This is a genomic window from Streptomyces griseoflavus (genome assembly GCF_014649995.1).
GTDB lineage: Bacteria > Actinomycetota > Actinomycetes > Streptomycetales > Streptomycetaceae > Streptomyces > Streptomyces griseoflavus.
In genome coordinates this window covers 499,091-520,696 of sequence record NZ_BMUC01000002.1, presented here as the reverse complement: position 1 = coordinate 520,696, position 21,606 = coordinate 499,091, and the positions used below count along the sequence as shown (strand labels likewise).

Genomic DNA, 21,606 nt, shown 5'->3' with positions numbered 1-21,606 from the left:
TGACGAACATCGCACCACCACCCGACCCGACAGGTCTAAACCAATTTCCCGTCGGCCCTTGTCAGCGCACCCCCGGGTCTGATGAGCTGTGGCCTGGGACACAACGGACACCCCTGGGAAAGGCAGATGCCGTGAGCAATGAAAGCCTGGCCAACCTTCTGAAGGAGGAGCGTCGCTTCTCGCCCCCCGCCGACCTGGCCGCGAACGCCAACGTCACGGCGGAGGCGTACGAACAGGCCAAGGCTGACAGGCTCGGCTTCTGGGCCGAGCAGGCCCGCCGGCTGACCTGGGCCACGGAGCCCACCGAGACCCTGGACTGGTCGAACCCGCCGTTCGCCAAGTGGTTCCAGGACGGCGAGCTCAACGTCGCCTACAACTGCGTGGACCGGCACGTGGAGGCCGGGCACGGCGACCGGGTCGCCATCCACTTCGAGGGCGAGCCGGGCGACAGCCGCGCCATCACCTACGCCCAGCTCAAGGACGAGGTGTCCAAGGCCGCCAACGCCCTGCTGGAGCTGGGTGTCCGCAAGGGCGACCGGGTCGCCGTCTACATGCCGATGATCCCCGAGACCGCCGTGGCGATGCTGGCCTGCGCCCGGATCGGCGCGGCCCACTCGGTCGTCTTCGGCGGCTTCTCGGCGGACGCGCTCGCCACCCGCATCAAGGACGCCGACGCGCGCGTGGTCATCACGGCCGACGGCGGCTACCGGCGCGGCAAGCCCTCCGCGCTCAAACCGGCCGTCGACGAGGCGGTCGGCCGCGTGGACAACGTCGAACACGTCCTCGTCGTCCGCCGCACCGGCCAGGACATCACCTGGACCGAGGGCCGCGACGTGTGGTGGCACGAGGCGGTGGAGCGGCAGAGCGCCGAGCACACCCCGGAGGCGTTCGGGGCCGAGCACCCGCTGTTCATCCTGTACACGTCGGGTACCACGGGCAAGCCGAAGGGCATCCTGCACACCTCCGGCGGCTACCTGACCCAGACGGCGTACACGCACTGGTCGGTGTTCGACCTGAAGCCCGAGACGGACGTGTACTGGTGCACGGCCGACGTCGGCTGGGTCACCGGCCACTCGTACATCGTCTACGGCCCGCTCGCCAACGGCGCCACCCAGGTCATGTACGAGGGCACCCCGGACACGCCGCACCAGGGCCGTTTCTGGGAGATCGTGCAGAAGTACGGCGTGACGATCCTCTACACGGCACCGACGGCGATCCGGACGTTCATGAAGTGGGGCGACGACATCCCCGCGAAGTTCGACCTCGGCAGCCTGCGGGTGCTGGGCTCCGTCGGCGAGCCGATCAACCCCGAGGCGTGGATCTGGTACCGCAAGAACATCGGCGGGGACCGCACACCGGTGGTGGACACCTGGTGGCAGACCGAGACCGGCGGCATCATGATCTCCCCGCTGCCGGGCGTGACCGACGCCAAGCCCGGTTCCGCCCAGACCCCGCTGCCCGGCATCTCCGCGACGGTCGTCGACGACGAGGCGAACGAGGTGCCCAGCGGCGGCGGCGGTTACCTGGTCCTCACCGAGCCGTGGCCGTCGATGCTGCGCACCATCTGGGGCGACGACCAGCGGTTCATCGACACGTACTGGTCCCGCTTCGAGGGCAAGTACTTCGCCGGCGACGGTGCGAAGAGGGACGACGACGGGGACATCTGGCTGCTGGGCCGGGTCGACGACGTGATGCTGGTGTCCGGGCACAACATCTCCACCACGGAGGTCGAGTCCGCGCTGGTCAGCCACCCGTCGGTCGCCGAAGCGGCCGTGGTCGGCGCGGCGGACGAGACGACCGGCCAGGCGATCGTCGCCTTCGTGATCCTGCGCGGCACGGCGGCGGAGACCGAGGACCTCGTCGGCGAGCTCCGCAACCACGTGGGCGCCACGCTCGGCCCGATCGCCAAGCCCAAGCGGATCCTGCCGGTGGCCGAGCTGCCGAAGACCCGCTCCGGCAAGATCATGCGCCGTCTGCTGCGGGACGTGGCGGAGAACCGTCAGCTCGGAGACGTCACCACCCTGACGGACTCCACGGTCATGGACCTCATCCAGGCCAAGCTGCCCCAGGCGCCCGGCGAGGACTGAGCGGGCGGCCCCTGACCACGGCGGGACACCCGGCGCACCGACGCGCCGGATGTCCCGCCGGGCCCCCGGCTCCTCGTGCAGCTCAGGGGCGGTTTGGTTAGGGTGGGGGCGGAAAGCTGTTGTCTCATGGGGCGCCGGGAAGTCTGGTCGGCACGCGATTCGTGCTGCCCGTCGACCGGAGGAACACCCAGTGACCGCCCCCCGCACTCCCGGCCCCCGCAAAGCCTTCGGGCGCCTCTCCCTGCCCGAGCGGACGTTCGTCACGGACGCCCTGCGCACCGAGACCGTCGGCGGAGTCCTCCTCCTGCTGGCCGCCGTCGCCGCGCTGGTCTGGGCGAACATCCCCGGACTGAGCAACAGCTACGACAGCGTCAGCGACTTCCACTTCGGCCCAGCGGCGCTCGGGCTGGACCTGTCGGTGGCGCACTGGGCCGCCGACGGACTGCTCGCGGTCTTCTTCTTCGTCGCCGGCATCGAACTCAAACGCGAACTGGTCGCCGGCGACCTGCGCGACCCCAAGGCGGCCGCGCTCCCCGTCGTCGCCGCCCTGTGCGGCATGGCCGCACCGGCGCTGGTCTACACGATCACCAACGGTATAGGCGGCGGCTCGCTGGCCGGCTGGGCGGTGCCCACCGCCACCGACATCGCCTTCGCGCTCGCCGTGCTCGCCGTCATCGGCACCTCCCTGCCCAGCGCCCTGCGCGCCTTCCTGCTCACCCTCGCCGTCGTCGACGACCTGTTCGCGATCCTGATCATCGCGGTCTTCTTCACCGCCGACCTGAACTTCGCGGCCCTCGGCGGCGCGCTCGCGGGCCTGGCCGTCTTCTGGCTGCTGCTGCGCAAGGGCATACGCGGCTGGTACGTCTACGTACCGCTCGCGCTGGTGATCTGGGGGCTGATGTACAACAGCGGCATCCACGCCACCATCGCCGGTGTCGCCATGGGCCTGATGCTGCGCTGCCACCGCCACGAGGGCGAGGAGCACTCCCCCGGCGAGCACATCGAGCACCTCGTGCGGCCGCTCTCGGCGGGCTTCGCGGTCCCGTTGTTCGCCCTGTTCAGCGCGGGTGTGGTGGTCTCCGGTGATGCCCTGGCGGACGTGTTCACCCAGCCGGAGACGCTCGGCGTCGTCCTCGGGCTGGTCGTCGGCAAGATGCTGGGCATCTTCGGCGGCACCTGGCTGACCGCCCGTTTCACCAAGGCGTCGCTCAGCGACGACCTCGCCTGGGCCGACGTGTTCGCGGTGGCGACCCTCGCCGGGATCGGTTTCACCGTCTCGCTGCTCATCGGCGAACTCGCCTTCGAGGGCGACGCGTCGATGACGGACAGCGTGAAGGCCGCCGTCCTCACCGGTTCGCTGATCGCCACCGTCGTCGCGGCCGTCCTGCTGAAGATCCGGAACGCCAAGTACCGCCGGCTGACCGAGGAGGAGGAGCGCGACGAGGACCGCGACGGCGTCCCGGACGTCTACGAGCAGGACGACCCCGCGTACCACCTGCGCATGGCGGAGATCCACGAGCACAAGGCGGCCGAGCACCGGCGACTCGCCCGGGAGAAGGCCGCCGAGCGGGACGCGCTTGCCGAAGTGCCGGGCGGGGCAGGCGATCGGCAGCACGGTCCGGCATGATCTGACGAGACGGTACAAAAGACTGGACCGTACGCGCAGCCACGAGGAACGTACGCAGGACGTACGCAGGAGAGGGAGACCGCGATGAGCGCACCCGACGGCAGCCCGGTCGGCGCCGAACGCAGCATCGGCCAGTTGTTCGCCTCGGCGACGGCTGACATGTCGGCGCTGGTGCACGACGAGATCGCGCTGGCGAAGGCGCAGCTCAGGCAGGACGTCAAGCGGGGCGCGACCAGCGGTGGGGCGTTCACGGCGGCCGGCGTGCTGCTGCTGTTCTCCCTGCCGATGCTGAACTTCGCCCTCGCCTACGGCATCCGCACCTGGAGCGGCTGGAACCTCGCGGTCTGCTTCCTGCTGTCCTTCGCGGCGAACGTGCTGATCGCCGGGGTCCTCGCACTGATCGGCGTCACCTTCGCCAAGAAGGCCAAGCAGGGCCGCGGCCCGCAGAAGGTCGCCGCCTCGGTGAAGGAGACGGCGGGCGTGCTGCAGAAGGCCAAGCCGCACCCGCGGCCCGCCCTGCCCGAGGACCGGATCCCCCACGCCGTCGAGGCTGTGGCACGCTCGTCCTCATGACGGACCCCGCCACACCTTCGGCGCAACCCGCCTCAGCCGTACGACTCGCCGTCCCCGACGCCCCGGGGCTCGTCCACCGGGACGTCGCGGCCAACGGCGCCCGCTTCCACATCGCGGAGCTGGGCGACGGCCCCCTGGTGCTGCTGCTGCACGGATTCCCCCAGTTCTGGTGGACCTGGCGGCACCAGCTGACGGCGCTCGCCGACGCCGGGTTCCGCGCCGTCGCCATGGACCTGCGCGGAGTGGGCGGCAGCGACCGCACACCGCGCGGCTACGACCCGGCCAACCTCGCGCTGGACATCACCGGGGTGGTCCGCTCCCTCGGCGAGCCGGACGCCGCGCTGGTCGGCCACGACCTGGGCGGGTACCTGGCGTGGACGGCGGCGGCGATGCGCCCCAAGCTGGTGCGGCGGCTGGCGGTCGCCTCCATGCCGCACCCGCGGCAGTGGCGGTCGGCGATGCTCTCCGACGCCCGGCAGTCGGCGGCCATGTCGCACATCTGGGGGTTCCAGCGGCCCTGGGTGCCGGAGCGGCAGCTCACCGCGGACGACGGGGCGCTGGTGGCGAAGCTGATCCAGGACTGGTCCGGGCCCCGGCTGCCGGACGAGGAGACGCTGGAGAACTACCGGCGGGCCATGTGCATCCCCTCCACGGCGCACTGCTCGATCGAGCCGTTCCGCTGGATGGTGCGCTCCCTTGCCCGCCCGGACGGCTTCCAGTTCAACCGCAGGATGAAGCGCCCCGTGCGGGTGCCGACACTGCACCTGCACGGCTCCCTCGACCCGGTCGTCCGCACCCGCGTCGCGGCGGGCTCCGGGCAGTACGTCGAAGCCCCCTACCGCTGGCGGCTGTTCGACGGGCTGGGACACTTCCCGCACGAGGAGGACCCGGTCACCTTCTCCACGGAACTGATCAACTGGCTGAAGGATCCCGAACCCGACCGGTGACCGGACGGGCGCGCTCCGTACCGCCTCCCGGCCCCCACCCTGAACGCTTGTCCGACGAACGCCAATTGCCTGACGCATAGGCCAATTGGCCGCCCGCAAAGCGGTTATCGACCATGGGTCGGGGGCAAACGTCGGGGTATGGGCTGGACGCACGATTACAGTGACGCAACCCGCAATCGCCGCCCGGCGGGCGGTGTGAGCTCCCACCAGCAAGGCGGTGCACCACAGATGGCGGCAACGGACCTCAGGGTGGGAATCCCGCGTATCCTCCGGCGCCGGGCCCGCTGGGTGTCCGTACGCCTGCGTCACCCGCGCGGCTGACGCCCCCTCACCTCACAGCGCGCAGCTGTCGCTGTCCACCTCACGGTTCGCGGTACGCCCCTTGGCGATGTCCTCCTGGATCTCGTCCACGGTGAGGGCGTACCCCGTCTCGGCGTTGTCCCGGGACTTGGCGAAGACCACGCCGTAGACCGTGCCGTCGGTGCTCAGCAGCGGCCCGCCCGAGTTGCCCTGACGGACGTTCGCGAACAGCGAGTACACGTCCCGCCGGACCGTGCCGCGGTGGTAGATGTCCGCGCCGTTGGCGGTGATGCGGCCGCGTACGCGCGCGGCCCGGACGTCGTACGCGCCGTTCTCGGGGAAGCCGGCGACGATGGCGCCGTCACCGCTGCTCGCGTCCTCGGCCGCGAACCTCAGTGCCGGAGCCTTCATGTCGGGGACGTCGAGGACGGCGATGTCGCGCCCCCAGTCGTAGAGGACGACCTTGGCGTCATACTTCCTGCCCTCGCCGCCTATCTGCACGGTCGGGTCGTCGACGCCGCCCACGACGTGGGCGTTGGTCATCACCCGGCGGTCGGCGAAGACGAACCCGGTGCCCTCCAGGACCTTGCCGCAACTCTCCGCCGTCCCCATGACCTTGACGATGGAGCGCTGCGCGCGCGCCGCCACGGGACTGTCGACGAGAGCCGGGTCGGGCGGCTGTACGTCGTTGATCGGCTCGTTGGCGAACGGGCTGAAGACCTGCGGGAAGCCGTTCTGCGCGAGGATGGAGGAGAAGTCGGCGAACCAGGTGTCGGCCCGGTCGGGCAGCACCCGGGAGACGCCCAGCAGCACCGTGGAGCCGCGGACCTCCTTGCCCAGGGTGGACAGTGTCGTACCGGCGAGGGCCGAGCCGACGAGCCAGGCGACCAGCAGCATCGCGACGACGTTGACCAGCGCCCCGCCGGTCGCGTCGAGCGCGCGGGCCGGGGACCAGGAGATGTAGCGGCGCAGCTTGTTGCCCAGATGGGTGGTCAGGGCCTGGCCGACGGAGGCGCAGACTATGACGACGACGACCGCTATGACGGCGGCGGTCGTGCCGATCTCGGCGTCATCGGTGAGGGCGTCCCAGATCACCGGCAGCACGTACACGGCGGCGAGTCCGCCGCCCAGGAAGCCGATCACCGACAGGATGCCGACGACGAAGCCCTGCCGGTAGCCGACGACCGCGAACCACACGGCGGCGAGCAGCAACAGGATGTCCAGCACGTTCACCGCTTCAAGCCTCGCCTCGTCGTACCCAGCACGGCGCCCACCCTGTCATGACCCCCAGTCCAGGGGGACCCGCTTGCCCCGGTCCCAGGGCCGCTCCCATCCGGCGAAGTGCAGCAACCGGTCGATGACGCCCGCGGTGAAACCCCACACGAGGGCCGATTCGACCAGGAATGCCGGGCCCTGGAAGCCGCTGGGGTGGACCGTGGTCGCACGGTTGTCCGGGTGGGTGAGATCCGCCACGGGAACGGTGAACACCCGCGCGGTCTCGTTCGGATCGACCACGTCCACCGGAGTGGGGACCCGCCACCAGCCCAGCACGGGGGTGACGACGAAGCCGCTGACCGGAATGTAGAGCTTGGGCAGCACACCGAAGAGCTGCACGCCGGACGGATCGAGCCCGGTCTCCTCCTCGGCCTCGCGCAGGGCGGCACGCAGCGGGCCGTCGCCCTGCGGGTCACCGTCCTCCGGGTCGAGGGCACCTCCGGGGAAGGACGGCTGCCCCGCGTGGGAGCGCAGCGAGGTCGCCCGCTCCATGAGGAGCAGCTCCGGGCCGCGCGCTCCGTCGCCGAAGAGGACGAGGACGGCCGACTGCCGTCCCGCACCGTCCTCCGGGGGCAGGAAGCGGCTCAGCTGCCGGGGCGCTACCGTCTCCGCGGCGCGGGCCACCGGTTCCAGCCAGCCGGGCAGGCCCTCCTGGCTGACCGTCACCGCGCCGCCCTGGGCGCCGCTCGTCCGCGTCATCGCCACCCCCCTCGTCCGGTCGCGTCCCTCGGGTCCAACGCCCGGCGCCCCCGAGATCGTTCCGTCGGCCACCGGACCGTGTGCCGCTCCGTCATCCGGCCCCCAGCGGCGGGGCGGGCCGGCCGCCGGCGTCGAGGTAGGCCTGCGGGGGGTTCAGGCGCTGGCCGGGGAGGCCGCCCTTCTCGTACTTCAGCAGCTTCTCCGCCTTCTCCGGGTCCGTCTCGCCCTCGCCGTACGCGGGGCAGAGCGCCGCGATGGGGCAGGCGCCGCAGGCGGGCTTGCGGGCGTGGCAGATGCGGCGGCCGTGCCAGATCACGTGGTGGGACAGGTCCGTCCAGTCGCTCTTGGGGAAGAGCGCGCCGATGGCCGCCTCGATCTTGTCGGGGTCGGTCTCCGCGGTCCACCGCCAGCGCCGCACCAGGCGCTGGAAGTGGGTGTCCACGGTGATGCCGGGGCGTCCGAAGGCGTTGCCCAGCACGACGAAGGCGGTCTTGCGGCCCACGCCGGGCAGCTTCACGAGGTCCTCGAGCCGGCCGGGCACCTCGCCCCCGAAGTCCTCCGCGATCGCCTTCGACAGCCCGATCACCGACTTGGTCTTGGCGCGGAAGAAACCGGTCGGGCGCAGGATCTCCTCCACCTCCTCGGGATCGGCCGCGGCCAGGTCCTCCGGGGTGGGGTACCTCGCGAAGAGGGCGGGGGTCGTCTGGTTGACCCGCAGGTCGGTGGTCTGGGCCGACAGCACCGTGGCGACGACGAGTTGGAAGGGGTTCTCGAAGTCCAGCTCCGGATGGGCGTACGGGTACACCTCGGCGAGCTCACGGTTGATCCGGCGCGCCCGCCGGACCAGCGCGGTGCGCGACTCGTCCCCGGCCGGTTTCACCACCGCCTCGGCGGGGGCGGCCTTCACGGCCGCGGTCGCCTTCTTCGGCGCGACGAGTTGCTTCCTGGGGGACGGGGCCTTCTTGATGGGGGCGACCTTCTTGGCTGGGGTGGCGGACTTCTTGGCGGCGGTGGTCCTCCCGACGGAACCGGCCTTCTTCGCGGGGGCGGCGGCCTTCCTGGCGGGGGCTGCCGCCTTCTTCCCCGTGGAGGCCGCCTTCTTTCCCGGCGAGGCCGCCCTCTTCGCAGGCGCGGCGGCCTTCTTCGCCGACGAAGCCGCCTTCTTGGCGGGCGCGGCAGCGGTCTTCGCGGAAGGGGCGGCCTTCTTCGCCGGCGCGGCCTTCCTCGCCGCTGCCTTGGTCTCCGGCTGCCCCGACGGCGACCGCTTTGCCGTTTTCGCCGATTCCCTACCGCCATCGGAGCCCTGTTCGCCCACAGCGGAATCGCGACGTACACCCACTCGTGCAGCCCCCTCGGCCTGTGCTCTCACCGGCGATTTGGACACCCGGCCAGCCTACGACCCGGCACCGACATCCGCCCCGGTCCCTGAAGTCCGGCGCCCAATTGGACCCCTGCCGCATACCCCGACCGGCCCGTACGGCATCCTTGTGACAGATCACACTGTTTGGACCGTCCGGCAAAATGGGCACCACGGTCCCCTGGTACGTGGGGAAGAAGATCCCCTGAGCAGGTCGACAAGGAGAGAACTCGTGGACGACGTTCTGCGGCGGAACCCGCTTTTCGCGGCGCTCGATGACGAGCAGGCCGCGGAGCTTCGCGCCTCCATGAGCGAGGTGACCCTGGCACGGGGCGATTCCCTGTTCCACGAGGGCGATCCCGGAGACCGCTTGTACGTGGTGACCGAGGGCAAGGTCAAGCTGCACCGCACGTCCCCCGACGGCCGCGAGAACATGCTCGCCGTGGTCGGCCCGGGCGAGCTGATCGGTGAGCTGTCCCTGTTCGACCCGGGCCCGCGCACCGCGACCGCCACGGCGCTGACCGAGGTCAAGCTGCTCGCGCTGGGCCACGGCGACCTCACGCCCTGGCTGAGCGCCCGCCCCGAGGTCGCCACCGCGCTGCTGCGCGCCGTGGCACGCCGGCTGCGCAAGACCAACGACGCCATGTCGGACCTGGTCTTCTCGGACGTCCCGGGCCGTGTCGCCCGCGCCCTGCTGGACCTGTCCCGCCGTTTCGGCGTGCAGTCCGAGGAGGGCATCCACGTGGTGCACGACCTCACGCAGGAGGAGCTGGCCCAGCTGGTCGGCGCGTCCCGCGAGACGGTCAACAAGGCCCTGGCGGACTTCGCCCAGCGCGGCTGGCTCCGTCTGGAGGCCCGCGCGGTGATCCTCCTGGACGTCGAGCGCCTCGCGAAGCGCTCCCGCTGACCTCCCGCACTGCCGGTACGGCGGAGCCCCGCCCCCCTCGGGGAGCGGGGCTCCGCCGTGTCTCCGTGCATCCGGAGAACCCGTCCCACGCGGCACCGCAAGGGGCGGGCCGCAGCGCCCTCGGCCTCCTGCTCTCCCTGCGCGGCGACCCGACCGCCCGGCACCGGGACGCCGTGCGCGTGGCGGAGGAGCGGCGGGACGGCACGTATCCGCAGATCGACGGCGTCGGCACGCTGTTGTACTCACGGGAGCGGCTGCTGAGCGGGCGGGAGCGGATCGCCGCGGCCGTGGCCCTCGGGCACGAGCCGGCCGGGGACGCCGCCGCCCTCGCCTGGTACGTCGACGACCTGGGCCCGTGGCTCGCCGGCGAGTACGCGCGCGTGCACGGCGTGAAGGCCCCCCGGCCGGACTGACCGGGACGGGCCCGGGCCCGGGCCCGGGCTTCAGATGATGCCGTGCTCCCGCAGGTACTCCATCTGGGCGCGTACCGACAGTTCCGCGGCCGGCCACAGCAGGCGGTCGACGTCGGCGTAGACGTGGGCGACGACCTCGGACGGCGTGCGGTGTCCGTCCTCGACGGCCGTCTCGACCTGGGCGAGGCGGTGCGCGCGGTGGGCGAGGTAGTACTCCACGGCTCCCTGGGCGTCCTCCAGGACGGGCCCGTGGCCGGGCAGGACGGTGTGGACGCCGTCGTCGACGGTGAGCGACCTGAGCCGGCGCAGCGTGTCCAGGTAGTCCCCGAGCCGCCCGTCGGGGTGGGCCACGACGGTGGTGCCGCGGCCGAGGATGGTGTCGCCGGTGAGCACCGCCCGGTCGGCCGGGAGGTGGAAGCACAGGGAGTCGGCGGTGTGGCCGGGGGTGGGGACGACCCTCAGTTCGAGTCCGCCGACGGTGATGACGTTCCCGGCGGCCAGCCCTTCGTCACCGAGCCGCAGCGCCGGGTCCAGGGCGCGTACCTTCGTGCCGGTCAGCTCGGCGAAACGGCCGGCGCCCTCGGCGTGGTCGGGGTGACCGTGCGTCAGCAGGGTGAGGGCGACCCGCTTGCCGGCCTGCTCGGCCGTGCCGATGACGTGCCGCAGGTGCCCGTCGTCGAGGGGTCCGGGGTCGACCACGACCGCCAGGTCGGAGTCGGGTTCGGACAGGATCCAGGTGTTGGTGCCGTCCAGGGTCATCGCCGACGGGTTGGGGGCGAGCACGTTGACGGCGCGCGTGGTGGCGGGGCCGGAGAGGACACCTCCTCGCGGTTGTCCGGGCAGCGTGTTGGCGTCCGTCATGCGGGGGCTCCCCCGGTCGGGATGTGCTTGGTGAACTCGTCGTGCCCCGGCCAGGTGAGCACGATCTCGCCCTCCACCAGGCGCGCGGTGGCGCGCACCGGCGTGAGGTCCCGCGCGGGCGCCGCGTCGAGCGCCTCCGCGGCCGTGTCGTACGCCGCGAGCTGGCGCAGGGTGGCGATGGTGGGGGGCATCATCAGCAGCTCGCCCCGGTCGTACCCGGCGGCCGCGGCGCGCGGGGTGGTCCACACGGTGCGGTCGGCCTCCGTGGAGGCGTTGCGGGTGCGCTGGCCCTCGGGGAGTTTGGCGGCGAAGAACCAGGTGTCGTAGCGGCGGGACTCGAACTCGGGGGTGATCCAGCGCGTCCAGGCGCCCAGCAGGTCGGAGCGCAGGACCAGCCCGCGGCGGTCGAGGAACTCCGCGAAGGACGTCTCCCGCGCGACGAGCGCGGCCCGGTCCGCCTCCCAGTCCTCGCCGGTCGTGTCACCGACCACGGTGTCGGGGGTGGGCCCGGCGAGCAGGACCCCGGCCTCCTCGTACGTCTCCCGTACGGCCGCGCAGACGATCGCCTGGGCGCCCGCCTCGTCCACGCCGAGCCGGCCGGCCCACCACGAGCGGGCGGGGCCCGCCCAGCGGACGTGCCGGTCGTCGTCGCGCGGGTCCACGCCGCCGCCGGGGTAGGCGTACGCGCCGCCCGCGAAGGCCATGGACGTGCGTCGCCGCAGCATGTGCACGAGGGGACCGTCCGCGGTGTCCTTCAGGAGCATGACGGTGGCCGCCCGCTTCGGCGTGACCGGTGTGAGGGTGCCGTCCGTGAGCGCCCGGATCCGCTCCGGCCACTCCGGCGGGTACCACTGCCCATCAGCCTGCGCGTTCGCCATGGCCGGAGGCTATCCCGTGACGCCCGGATGTTCGAGTGGCCGTGGGGACGGGCGGGGAGGGCCGTACGCACCCGGGCCGCGGGCGGGAGGCTCAGGGACCCACGCCCGCAAGCCGCTGCGGGCCACCGTGCGGCGGTGCCGCCGCCCGGGACGGGACCGCCCGTTCGAACAGCGGAGGGGACGGTGCGCCCGGCGTGCACGCGCGGCGGGAACACCTCACGGTCCCATGTCCGGGCCGGCGGTCGGCCCCCGACCGGCGGGGGCCGCGTCGCGCCCGCGCGGGGCACTCCCCGACGGCCGGTTCACTCGGACGCGTCAGCCAGGAGAAGGAACCCGGCCGGACCTCCGCCCCTCACAGGGAGCCTCAGCCCGGCACGGCGGCGCCCGCGTCTCCGCGACCGCCGCCACGACCGCTCACCGGGGGCTACGCCTCGGTGAGTTCCACCTGCATCTCGACCTCCACGGGCGCGTCCAGCGGCAGCACCGCGACACCCACCGCGCTGCGGGCGTGGACGCCCTTGTCGCCGAGGACCTCGCCCAGCAGCTCGCTCGCGCCGTTGAGGACACCCGGCTGGCCGGTGAAGTCCGCCGCGGAGGCGACGAAGCCCACGACCTTCACCACGCGCGCCACCCGGTCCAGGTCCCCGGCGACGGACTTGACCGCGGCGAGGGCGTTCAGCGCGCAGGTGCGCGCCAGTTCCTTCGCCTCCTCCGGGGTGACCTCCGCGCCGACCTTGCCGGTCGTCGGAAGCTTGCCGTCCACCATGGGGAGCTGGCCGGCGGTGAAGACGTACCGCCCCGACCGCACGGCCGGCTGGTACGCGGCGAGGGGCGGCACGACCTCCGGAAGGGTCAGGCCGAGCTCGGCCAGTTTCGCCTCGACGGCGCTCATGCCTGCTTCTCGCGCTTCAGATAGGCCACCAGCTGCTCGGGGTTGTTCGGCCCGGGCACGACCTGGACGAGCTCCCAGCCGTCCTCGCCCCAGGTGTCCAGAATCTGCTTCGTTGCGTGGACGAGCAGCGGCACAGTCGCGTATTCCCACTTGGTCATGCGGCCGACTCTAGCCGCTGCCGTCCCGGCTTCCGGTGGCCGCACCACCCTCGCGGGCCCGCCCCGCACCACCACCGCTCGCCCGGCCCGCACCACACCTGGCGCCCGCCCCCACGCCCCGCCGACGGCCCCGCGCGGCGCCCTTCGCGCGGGGCGCGACCCCCGGCAACTGCCACCCGGAGCCGACGGGGCGCGCGCGGAGCCTTTAGGCTCGAAGACGTGAGCAGGCTCCAGGTCGTCAGTGGCAAGGGCGGAACCGGCAAGACCACGGTGGCCGCCGCCCTCGCGCTGGCCCTGGCCACGGAGGGGAAGCGGACGCTCCTCGTCGAGGTCGAGGGCCGGCAGGGCATCGCACAACTCTTCGAGACGGAGGCGCTCCCGTACGAGGAGCGGAAGATCGCGGTCGCTCCGGGCGGCGGGGAGGTGTACGCCCTCGCCATCGACGCCGAGCAGGCCCTCCTGGACTACCTCCAGATGTTCTACAAGCTGGGCAGCGCGGGCCGGGCCCTGAAGAAGCTCGGCGCGATCGACTTCGCGACCACCATCGCCCCCGGCGTCCGTGACGTCCTGCTGACCGGCAAGGCGTGCGAGGCGGTCCGGCGCAAGGACAGGAACGGCCGGTTCGTCTACGACTACGTCGTGATGGACGCCCCGCCGACCGGCCGCATCACCCGCTTCCTCAACGTCAACGACGAGGTCGCCGGGCTCGCCAAGATCGGCCCGATACACAATCAGGCACAGGCCGTCATGCGGGTGCTGAAGTCGCCGGAGACGGCCGTGCACCTGGTGGCCCTGCTGGAGGAGATGCCGGTCCAGGAGACCGCGGACGGCATCGCGGAGCTGCGCGCCGCGCGGCTGCCGGTGGGCAGGGTCATCGTGAACATGGTGCGGCCGCAGGTCCTGGACGACTCCGCGCTGGAACTCGTGGTGTCGGTCCCTCGTTCCTCTGTAGCGCGGGCCCTGTCGTCGGCCGGCCTCGGCGGCGCGCGCCGCGGCGGACACGCCGAGCGGCTGGTGGAGCCGCTGCTCGCGCAGGCGGAGGAGTACGCCGAGCGGTACGCGCTGGAGACGGAGCAGCGCGCCGTGCTGGCGGACCTCGGCGTACCGTTGCACGAACTTCCGCTGCTCGCGGAGGGCATGGACCTGGCCGGTCTGTACGCGCTGGCCAGGAAGCTGCGCGAACAGGACGTCACATGACCCACGGCGTCCGCCCGCCCCGCCCCCACGGCCGTCACCGCCCCACCCGTCCCAGCACCAGCCCCGTCACCCGTCGCAAGCACCGGAAGCAGGGGATGTCATGAGCCGTCGTCCGGAACCGGCGACCCACGATCCGGCCCGTCACCACCTCTCCCCCACCCGCACGCTCGACATCGACCCGCTGATCGAGGACCCGGGGACCCGGATCGTGGTGTGCTGCGGCGCGGGCGGGGTCGGCAAGACGACGACCGCGGCGGCGCTGGGCCTGCGCGCGGCGGAGCGGGGACGCAAGGTGGTGGTCCTCACCATCGACCCGGCGCGCCGGCTCGCCCAGTCCATGGGCATCGACTCGCTCGACAACACCCCGCGCCGGGTGAAGGGCATCGACGACTCCGCGGGCGGCGAACTGCACGCGATGATGCTCGACATGAAGCGCACCTTCGACGAGATCGTCGAGGCGCACGCGGACCCCGAGCGGGCCTCCGCGATCCTGGGCAACCCGTTCTACCAGTCGCTCTCGGCGGGCTTCGCGGGCACGCAGGAGTACATGGCGATGGAGAAGCTGGGCCAGCTGCGGTCGCGGGACGAGTGGGACCTCATCGTGGTCGACACCCCGCCCTCCCGTTCCGCGCTGGACTTCCTGGACGCGCCCAAGCGGCTCGGGTCCTTCCTCGACGGCAAGCTCATCCGCGTGCTGCTGACTCCGGCGAAGGTCGGCGGCCGTGCGGGGATGAAGTTCCTGAACGTCGGGATGTCGATGATGACCGGCGTGCTGGGCAAGGTGCTCGGCGGTCAGCTGCTGAAGGACGTCCAGACGTTCGTGGCCGCGATGGACTCGATGTTCGGCGGGTTCCGGACGCGCGCGGACGCCACCTACAAGCTGCTCCAGGCGCCCGGCACGGCGTTCCTGGTGGTGGCGGCCCCGGAGCGGGACGCGCTGCGCGAGGCCGCGTACTTCGTGGAGCGGCTGGCCGCGGAGGACATGCCGCTGGCCGGTCTGGTGCTCAACCGGGTCCATGGCAGCGGCGCGGACCGGCTGTCGGCCGAGCGGGCGCTCGCCGCCGCGGAAAATCTTGAGGACCCCGGCATTGTGGATCAGGAGGACGGGAAAGCTGGACTTCGTAACTCTCCCGAAACGTACGGCAGTTCAGAACCGCCCGCGTCATCCGAGACATCCGTGACCACCGAGACATCCTCGACCGCCGAGACATCCGCAGCCGCCGGGACACCGGCCCACGACGTCCCCGGGGAAGGCTCCCCCGCCACCGCGGACGGAACGGAGGCAGCCGCGGACCCGGACGCCGCGGACCCCGAGGGGTCGGTCGACCGGCTCACCGCGGGCCTGCTGAGGCTGCACGCCGAGCGGATGCAGCTGCTCTCGCGCGAGCAGCGCACGCGTGACCGCTTCACCGCGCTCCACCCGGAGGTGGCGGTGACCGAGGTGGCCGCACTGCCCGGCGATGTGCACGACCTCACGGGGCTGCGGGACATCGGCGACCGGCTCGCGACCGGCCGGCCGGAGCTGCCCGAGACACCCTGAGGCGCCCTGGAGCGCCCAGCCGCGCTCCTGCCGGGGAACCCGGGCGGGACGACCGGGGGCCGAACACCCCCGAGGCCCTCAGCTCACCGCCGCGTAGCTCTCGTACACCTCGTCGTCGTCGAGGGACACGACCCCCGTCCCCCGCTCGTACTCCGAGCGCGCGGTCTCCAGCAGCCTGCGCCACGACGTCACGGTCGGCCGCCGGCGCAGCAGCGCGCGGCGCTCACGCTCCGTCATGCCTCCCCACACGCCGAACTCGACGCGGTTGTCCAGCGCGTCGGCCAGACATTCGGTGCGTACCGGGCATCCGGTGCACACCGCCTTGGCCCTGTTCTGCGCTGCTCCTTGAACGAACAGTTCATCCGGATCGGTAGTGCGGCAGGCAGCCTGCGCACTCCAGTCGGTAACCCAGCCCATACCGGCGCCGTCCTCTCCCGAATCGAGGCTCCCCCACGGCGGCAGCGGCATATTCACCGCCGCCAGTTGAGGACGTTACGGAAGGTGGGCACGGCGCAACACCCCCAGCGGGCCCAATCTTGAATGGTCCGAACGGACTATGGGTAAGCGGCAGATCACCCGGGGGAGTGAGGGGGCGACATGCGCGGCATAGGGGGCGTTCCGGGTCAGTTCAGTTGCGTCACAACGGGCACCGCGTGACACACGAGGCGGATACGGACACGGACTCAACACCCCTCGACGCACTTCATATGAAGAAACCCGAGAGGGTCCGGAACGATTCGGGGTCGCCGGACGTATTGATACGTGGCCTCACTGCTGTGACAGTTGAGTGCAGCTTAGGCCAAGGCATTTGCGCTTGTCCGGCGAATGAGAACGTAGGCTGCTCCCATGCCAAAGAAGCGCTCGGGCGGTGGTCTGTCTCCCACGCAGCAGGCCGCCAAGTTCCTCGGTGTCAGTGTCCTCGCGGGAGCCGTCATGGCCGGCATCGCGCTGCCCGCGGTGGGCGCGCTGGGCCTCGCGGCCAAGGGATCGGTCGAGAGCTTCGACGAGCTCCCGGCCAACCTCAAGACCCCGCCGCTGAGCCAGCGCACCACCATCCTCGACGCCGACGGCGGCACCATCGCCACCGTCTACTCGCGCGACCGCACGGTGGTCGAGCTCAAGGACATCTCGCCGTACCTGCAGAAGGCGATCGTCGCCATCGAGGACTCGCGCTTCTACGAGCACGGCGCGGTGGACCTGAAGGGCGTCCTGCGCGCCCTCAACAAGAACGCGCGCAGCGGTGAGGTCTCCGAGGGCGCGTCCACGCTCACCCAGCAGTACGTGAAGAACGTCTTCGTCGAGGAGGCGGGCGACGACCCGACGAAGGTCGCGCAGGCCACCCAGCAGACCATCGGCCGCAAGATCGCCGAACTCAAGTACGCGATCCAGGTCGAGGAGGAGCTGGGCAAGAAGAAGATCCTCGAGAACTACCTGAACATCACCTTCTTCGGCCAGCAGGCCTACGGCGTCGAGGCGGCCGCCCGGCGCTACTTCTCCAAGCCCGCCAAGGACCTCAACCTCCAGGAGTCCGCCCTCCTCGCCGGCCTGGTCCAGTCCCCGAGCCGCTACGACCCGGTCAACGACGAGGCGGAGGCGACGAAGCGGCGCAACACGGTCATCCAGCGGATGGCCGAGGTCGGCGACATCTCCCGGGAGGAGGCGGCGAAGGCCGCGGAGAGCCCGCTGGGCCTGGACGTCAGCAAGCCCAAGAACGGCTGCATCACCGCCACCAAGGGCGCGGGCTTCTTCTGCAAGTACGTGGAGAAGGTCTTCCTCAACGACCCGGTCTTCGGCAAGACCCGTGAGGACCGGGCGAAGGTCTGGAACCAGGGCGGCCTGACCATCCGCACCACGCTCGACCCGCAGGCGCAGGAGTCGGTGCAGAAGTCGCTCAAGGACCACGTCAACCAGTCGGACTCCGTCGCCGCGGCGAGCACCCTGGTCGAACCCGGCACCGGCAAGATCGTCGCGATGGGCCAGTCCAAGCCGTACGGCTACGGCAAGAACGAGACGGAGATCAACTTCTCGGTCGACAACGCCTGGGGCGGCTCCAACTTCGGCTTCCCGACGGGTTCGACGTTCAAGCCGTTCGTGGCCGCCGCCGCCATCGAGGAGGGCAGGCCCCCGACCCAGACCTACTCCGCCCCGTACGAGATGCCGTACCCGAAGACCGTGCGCGGGTGCGAGAAGCCCTGGGTGAACGACGCGAACTACAAACTCTCGAACGAGAACGAGGCCGAGGTCGGGCCGTACCCGCTCAAGGAAGCGATGGCCCTGTCGGTCAACACCTACTTCGTGCAGATGATCGAGGACATCGGCATGTGCCCGGTGGTCACCATGACCGACAAGCTCGGCGTGGTCCAGGGCAACGGCAAGAAGATCCCCGAGGTCCCCTCCTCGATGACCCTCGGCTCCACCGGCCTCTCCCCGCTGACGATGGCGAGCTCGTACGCCGCCTTCGCCGCCCGGGGCATGTACTGCACGCCGGTCGCCATCGAGTCGATCACCCAGAAGGTCGGCGACGAGCAGGCATCGCTGGAGGTGCCGAAGTCCACGTGCTCCCGCGCGATGAGCGAGAAGACCGCCGACACGATCAACACCCTGCTCCAGGGCGTGGTCGACTCCGGTACGGGCCAGGCGGCCGGTCTCAGCGACCGCGCCAACGCCGGTAAGACGGGTACGACGGACGAGCGCAGGAACGCCTGGTTCGTCGGCTACACGCCGAACATGTCGGGCGCCGTCTGGGTGGGCAGCGCCAGCCAGAAGGTCGAGATGAAGAACATCAGGATCGGCGGCCGGTACCACGCACTGGTCTTCGGTGGCGCGGTCCCCGGCCCCATCTGGAAGGACGCCATGACCGGCGCCCTGTCCGGCAAGGAGGCCCCGTCCTTCAACCTGGTGGACGTCCCGGACGCCAAGGACCCCGACCGTGACGGCGACGGTGACCGCGGCGGCGAGGGCGGCGGCCGCGGTGACGACGGCAACAACGGCGACGGGGGCCTCATCGGCGGCCTGATCGGCGGCGGCAACGGCGACGGGGGCCGCAACGGAAACGGCGGAGGCGGCAACGGGGGCACCGAGCCGGACCCGACCTTCTCCATCCCGGAGGGCTTCGTCCGCGGCCCGGGCAACGGGCCCGGAGGACGCGACTGACCCGACCGGCCTGCCCGGCGACCCGGAGCACCACGCCGGACGGCCCCTGACCCCGTAGATCGGGGTCAGGGGCCGTCCGGCGTACTACCCGGCCGCCCTCGGCGGGACCGTCTCCCGCCGGCTCAGCCGGCCAGCAGCCTCTTCACCGCGGCCGCCACCCGGCCGCCCTCCGCCTGCCCGGCGACCTTCGGGTTCACGATCTTCATCACGGCGCCCATGGCCCGCGGCCCCTCGGCACCCGCCGCCTTCGCCTCCTCCACCGCCTGGGAGACGATCGCGTCCAGCTCCTCGTCGGACAGCTGCTTGGGCAGGTACGCGGCCAGCACCTCGCCCTCCGCCTTCTCCCGCTCCGACTGCTCGGGACGCCCGCCCTGCGCGAAGGCGTCCGCCGCCTCGCGGCGCTTCTTCGCCTCGCGGGTGATCACCTTCTGCACCTCGTCGTCGGAGAGCTCGCGCTTCTCCTTGCCCGCGACCTCCTCCTTGGTGATCGCGGCGAGCGTCAGCCGGAGCGTCGAGGAGCGGAGCTCGTCACGCTCCTTGATCGCGGCGTTGAGGTCGGCGTGCAGCTTCGACTTGAGCGTGGTCATGACTCGATTGTCGCAGGTGCGCGAGCGAGGACGCCTGCCCTTTTAACGCCCGCCGCACCGGAGGGCGTTCGGAGGAACCCCCCGGGGTCTGACACGATGGACCCATGCGCGCGCGATACGGAATCCCCCTCGGAATCATGGCGGCCGGCGCTGCCGGGCTGCTGTACGCGGCGGGCTTCGAGGCCCGCTCCTTCCGCCTCCGACGGGTGACCGTCCCCGTCCTGCCGTCCGGGATGCGCCCCCTGCGCGTGCTGCACGTCTCCGACATCCACATGGTCGGCGGCCAGCGCAAGAAGCAGCGCTGGCTGCGCTCCCTGGCGGGCCTGCGCCCCGACTTCGTGATCAACACGGGCGACAACCTGTCCGACCCGGAGGGCGTCCCCGAGGTCCTCGACGCACTCGGCCCCCTCATGGAGTTCCCGGGCGCGTACGTCTTCGGCTCCAACGACTACTACGGCCCCACCCCGCGCAACCCCGGCCGCTACCTGATCGAGAAGCTCCAGGGCCGGCACGGCCTGAACGGCAACCCCCCGGTGGTCGGCGCGGTCCACAACCCGTGGGAGGACCTGCGGGACGGGTTCGACTCCGCGGGCTGGCTCAACCTCACCAACACCAGGGGCACCCTGAAGATCGAGGGCACGTCGATCGAGCTGACCGGCCTGGACGACCCGCACATCAAGCGCGACCGCTACCTGGAGGTGGCGGGCGGCCCCTCGGACGCGGCGGACTTCTCCATGGGCGTCGTCCACGCCCCCTACCTGCGCGTCCTGGACTCCTTCACCGCCGACGGCTACCCCCTGGTCCTCGCCGGCCACACCCACGGCGGCCAGCTCTGCATCCCCTTCTACGGCGCCCTGGTCACCAACTGCGACCTGGACACGGACCGCGTGAAGGACCTCTCCACCCACACGGCGGAGGGCCGCACCTCCTACCTCTACGTCTCCGCGGGCTGCGGCACCAGCCGCTACACCCCGGTCCGCTTCGCGTGCCCCCCTGAAGCGACCCTGCTCACCCTCGTCGGCCGCGACGAGGGCGGCATCGGCCGGCGGTAACCCGTCCGGCCCACCCGCATCGCCGCGTCTCCCCCGTCCGCTCACGCTGGGGTGCATGACCGCCCCGATACCCAGGGACATGCCGGACCTGCCCGCCCTGCCGCGCAGGACGTCCCGGCTGCTGCCCTCCGCCGTCCCCGCCAGAGCCGTCATACCCCTGGTACGCCGCCCGGTGGCGGCGGCGTACCGCACCCTCCTGGCCCTGCTCGCGACGGCCGCGGTGCTGGTCCTGCTCCTCCTCGGCAGCCCGGCCCGCGTCCTGAGCTACTTCGCCGTCCAGAGCGCGCTCGTGCTGGCCGTGGTCATGGCGGCCTCCGCCCGCCGCGCATGGTGCGCCCGCCATCCCCTGCCGGGCGCCGTCACGGGAGCGGCCCTCCTCTACGTCGTCATGGCGGCCCTGGTCCACCACCTGCTCCTCGCGGACGCCACCCCGCCCTTCTCGATGGCGCCCGCACCCTCGGGCCCGGCCTGGCCGGCCGCCCTGGCCGCCCACACCCTGCACACGGTCCTCCCGATCGCCGCGCTGCTCGACTGGCTCCTGCTCTCCCCGCCGGCCCGCACGCACCTCCGCCAGGCCGCGACCTGGCTCGCCTACCCCCTCGCCTACCTGGCCTTCACCCTCGCCCGGGGCGAACTCCTCCCCGGCTCCCCCAGCGCCTACCTCTACCCCTTCCTCGACGTCTCCCGGCACGGCTACCGCAGCGTCCTCGCGAACGCCCTCCTCACCGGCCTCTCCTTCTACGCCCTGGCCGTCCTCCTCGTGGCCCTGGACCACGCCCGCCCGAACCCGGTCCGCCGCCGCTCGAAAACCGGATTTCGTGTCTAGCGAGCAGTGGGCTAAAGTAAACGTCGTCGCCGCGACAGCAGCGACACTCGGGGTGTAGCGCAGCTTGGCAGCGCGCTTCGTTCGGGACGAAGAGGTCGTGGGTTCAAATCCCGCCACCCCGACAGTGAAGTACCAGGTCAGGGGCCTGATCCAGTGAGTGGATCAGGCCCCTGAGGGGTTTCTGGAGATCGTATGGGAGAAATCTGGGAGAAGATCTTGGTCGGGCTCTCCCAGGGGGTGGCTGGTGAGGCCGTCTCAAGTGCGGCGGCTGAGGGCA

The 21,606-nt window shown here is 71.7% G+C and carries 21 protein-coding genes and 1 tRNA gene; 13 read left to right on the top strand and 9 right to left on the bottom strand.

All coding sequences use genetic code 11. From position 1 onward, the window contains the following. Positions 1 to 131: 131 nt before the first annotated feature. From acs to IE172_RS34410, 5 genes are all read left to right on the top strand, one after another. Complete coding sequence (gene acs, locus IE172_RS08210; RefSeq protein ID WP_190096412.1) at positions 132 to 2,087, top strand: acetate--CoA ligase; 1,956 nt, start codon at positions 132 to 134, stop codon at positions 2,085 to 2,087. 190 nt (positions 2,088 to 2,277) lie between these two features. Continuing rightward, positions 2,278 to 3,714, top strand: a complete 1,437-nt coding sequence (nhaA, locus tag IE172_RS08205; protein WP_190096411.1) for a Na+/H+ antiporter NhaA — start codon at positions 2,278 to 2,280, stop codon at positions 3,712 to 3,714. A gap of 84 nt (positions 3,715 to 3,798) precedes the next feature. Beyond that, a complete protein-coding gene (locus tag IE172_RS08200; RefSeq protein WP_190096410.1) occupies positions 3,799 to 4,287 on the top strand; it encodes a phage holin family protein in 489 nt (162 codons plus the stop codon). Continuing rightward, positions 4,284 to 5,234, top strand: a complete 951-nt coding sequence (locus IE172_RS08195) for an alpha/beta fold hydrolase (protein ID WP_190096409.1) — start codon at positions 4,284 to 4,286, stop codon at positions 5,232 to 5,234. The genes IE172_RS08200 and IE172_RS08195 overlap by 4 nt, the downstream gene beginning before the upstream one ends. Before the next feature lie 138 nt (positions 5,235 to 5,372). After that, positions 5,373 to 5,555: a hypothetical protein gene (locus IE172_RS34410; RefSeq protein WP_229885876.1), complete on the top strand. Its 183-nt coding sequence runs from the start codon at positions 5,373 to 5,375 to the stop codon at positions 5,553 to 5,555. Between the two features lie 12 nt (positions 5,556 to 5,567). Here the strand turns inward: IE172_RS34410 and IE172_RS08190 are convergent, their stop codons facing one another. The 3 genes from IE172_RS08190 to nth form a co-directional block, all read right to left on the bottom strand. Next, positions 5,568 to 6,767 (bottom strand): MarP family serine protease, encoded by a 1,200-nt coding sequence (locus tag IE172_RS08190; RefSeq protein WP_190096408.1) that lies wholly within the window; start codon positions 6,765 to 6,767, stop codon positions 5,568 to 5,570. A 45-nt stretch (positions 6,768 to 6,812) separates the two neighbouring features. Further along, a complete protein-coding gene (locus IE172_RS08185; RefSeq protein ID WP_190096407.1) occupies positions 6,813 to 7,508 on the bottom strand; it encodes an NUDIX hydrolase in 696 nt (231 codons plus the stop codon). A gap of 91 nt (positions 7,509 to 7,599) precedes the next feature. After that, positions 7,600 to 8,823: an endonuclease III gene (gene nth, locus IE172_RS08180; protein WP_438817008.1), complete on the bottom strand. Its 1,224-nt coding sequence runs from the start codon at positions 8,821 to 8,823 to the stop codon at positions 7,600 to 7,602. A 274-nt stretch (positions 8,824 to 9,097) separates the two neighbouring features. Here nth and IE172_RS08175 point away from each other — a divergent pair, with 274 nt between their 5' ends. Together IE172_RS08175 and IE172_RS08170 are read left to right on the top strand one after the other, a co-directional pair. Then, positions 9,098 to 9,772 (top strand): Crp/Fnr family transcriptional regulator, encoded by a 675-nt coding sequence (locus tag IE172_RS08175; RefSeq protein ID WP_004928297.1) that lies wholly within the window; start codon positions 9,098 to 9,100, stop codon positions 9,770 to 9,772. A 65-nt stretch (positions 9,773 to 9,837) separates the two neighbouring features. Beyond that, positions 9,838 to 10,185: a hypothetical protein gene (locus IE172_RS08170; RefSeq protein WP_190096406.1), complete on the top strand. Its 348-nt coding sequence runs from the start codon at positions 9,838 to 9,840 to the stop codon at positions 10,183 to 10,185. A 30-nt stretch (positions 10,186 to 10,215) separates the two neighbouring features. On the opposite strand, the gene IE172_RS08165 is transcribed toward IE172_RS08170, so the two are convergent. From IE172_RS08165 to sp36, 4 genes are all read right to left on the bottom strand, one after another. Continuing rightward, positions 10,216 to 11,046 (bottom strand): MBL fold metallo-hydrolase, encoded by an 831-nt coding sequence (locus tag IE172_RS08165; RefSeq protein WP_190096405.1) that lies wholly within the window; start codon positions 11,044 to 11,046, stop codon positions 10,216 to 10,218. Further along, entirely contained in the window at positions 11,043 to 11,924 is an 882-nt protein-coding gene (locus IE172_RS08160; RefSeq protein ID WP_190096404.1) for an NUDIX hydrolase, read from the bottom strand. The genes IE172_RS08165 and IE172_RS08160 overlap by 4 nt, the downstream gene beginning before the upstream one ends. Positions 11,925 to 12,348: 424 nt before the next feature. Then, entirely contained in the window at positions 12,349 to 12,816 is a 468-nt protein-coding gene (locus IE172_RS08155; RefSeq protein WP_190096403.1) for a RidA family protein, read from the bottom strand. After that, complete coding sequence (gene sp36 / locus IE172_RS08150) at positions 12,813 to 12,974, bottom strand: Sp36 family protein (protein WP_003975360.1); 162 nt, start codon at positions 12,972 to 12,974, stop codon at positions 12,813 to 12,815. The genes IE172_RS08155 and sp36 overlap by 4 nt, the downstream gene beginning before the upstream one ends. A 219-nt stretch (positions 12,975 to 13,193) precedes the next feature. Here sp36 and bagA point away from each other — a divergent pair, with 219 nt between their 5' ends. Together bagA and bagB are read left to right on the top strand one after the other, a co-directional pair. Beyond that, positions 13,194 to 14,171, top strand: coding sequence for an ATPase BagA (gene bagA / locus IE172_RS08145; RefSeq protein WP_190096402.1), 978 nt, complete (start codon positions 13,194 to 13,196; stop codon positions 14,169 to 14,171). A gap of 100 nt (positions 14,172 to 14,271) precedes the next feature. Then, the gene (gene bagB / locus IE172_RS08140) at positions 14,272 to 15,711 is read left to right on the top strand and encodes an ATPase BagB (protein ID WP_190096401.1); all 1,440 of its coding nucleotides are present in this window, start codon (positions 14,272 to 14,274) and stop codon (positions 15,709 to 15,711) included. A 78-nt stretch (positions 15,712 to 15,789) separates the two neighbouring features. On the opposite strand, the gene wblA is transcribed toward bagB, so the two are convergent. Further along, positions 15,790 to 16,128 (bottom strand): transcriptional regulator WblA, encoded by a 339-nt coding sequence (gene wblA, locus IE172_RS08135; RefSeq protein ID WP_190096515.1) that lies wholly within the window; start codon positions 16,126 to 16,128, stop codon positions 15,790 to 15,792. A 429-nt stretch (positions 16,129 to 16,557) separates the two neighbouring features. On the opposite strand from wblA, the gene IE172_RS08130 reads away from it, so the two are divergent. After that, a complete protein-coding gene (locus IE172_RS08130; RefSeq protein WP_190096400.1) occupies positions 16,558 to 18,864 on the top strand; it encodes a transglycosylase domain-containing protein in 2,307 nt (768 codons plus the stop codon). A 122-nt stretch (positions 18,865 to 18,986) separates the two neighbouring features. Here the strand turns inward: IE172_RS08130 and IE172_RS08125 are convergent, their stop codons facing one another. Beyond that, entirely contained in the window at positions 18,987 to 19,451 is a 465-nt protein-coding gene (locus IE172_RS08125) for a GatB/YqeY domain-containing protein (RefSeq protein WP_190096399.1), read from the bottom strand. Positions 19,452 to 19,555: 104 nt separating this feature from the next. Here IE172_RS08125 and IE172_RS08120 point away from each other — a divergent pair, with 104 nt between their 5' ends. The 3 genes from IE172_RS08120 (at position 19,556) to IE172_RS08110 (ending at position 21,451) form a co-directional block, all read left to right on the top strand. Then, positions 19,556 to 20,503: a metallophosphoesterase gene (locus tag IE172_RS08120; RefSeq protein ID WP_190096398.1), complete on the top strand. Its 948-nt coding sequence runs from the start codon at positions 19,556 to 19,558 to the stop codon at positions 20,501 to 20,503. Positions 20,504 to 20,558: 55 nt separating this feature from the next. Beyond that, on the top strand, positions 20,559 to 21,329 hold the full coding sequence (locus tag IE172_RS08115; RefSeq protein WP_190096397.1) for a Pr6Pr family membrane protein: 771 nt from the start codon (positions 20,559 to 20,561) through the stop codon (positions 21,327 to 21,329). A 48-nt stretch (positions 21,330 to 21,377) separates the two neighbouring features. Further along, positions 21,378 to 21,451 (top strand) — tRNA-Pro (locus IE172_RS08110). The last annotated feature ends 155 nt before the right edge of the window (positions 21,452 to 21,606 follow it).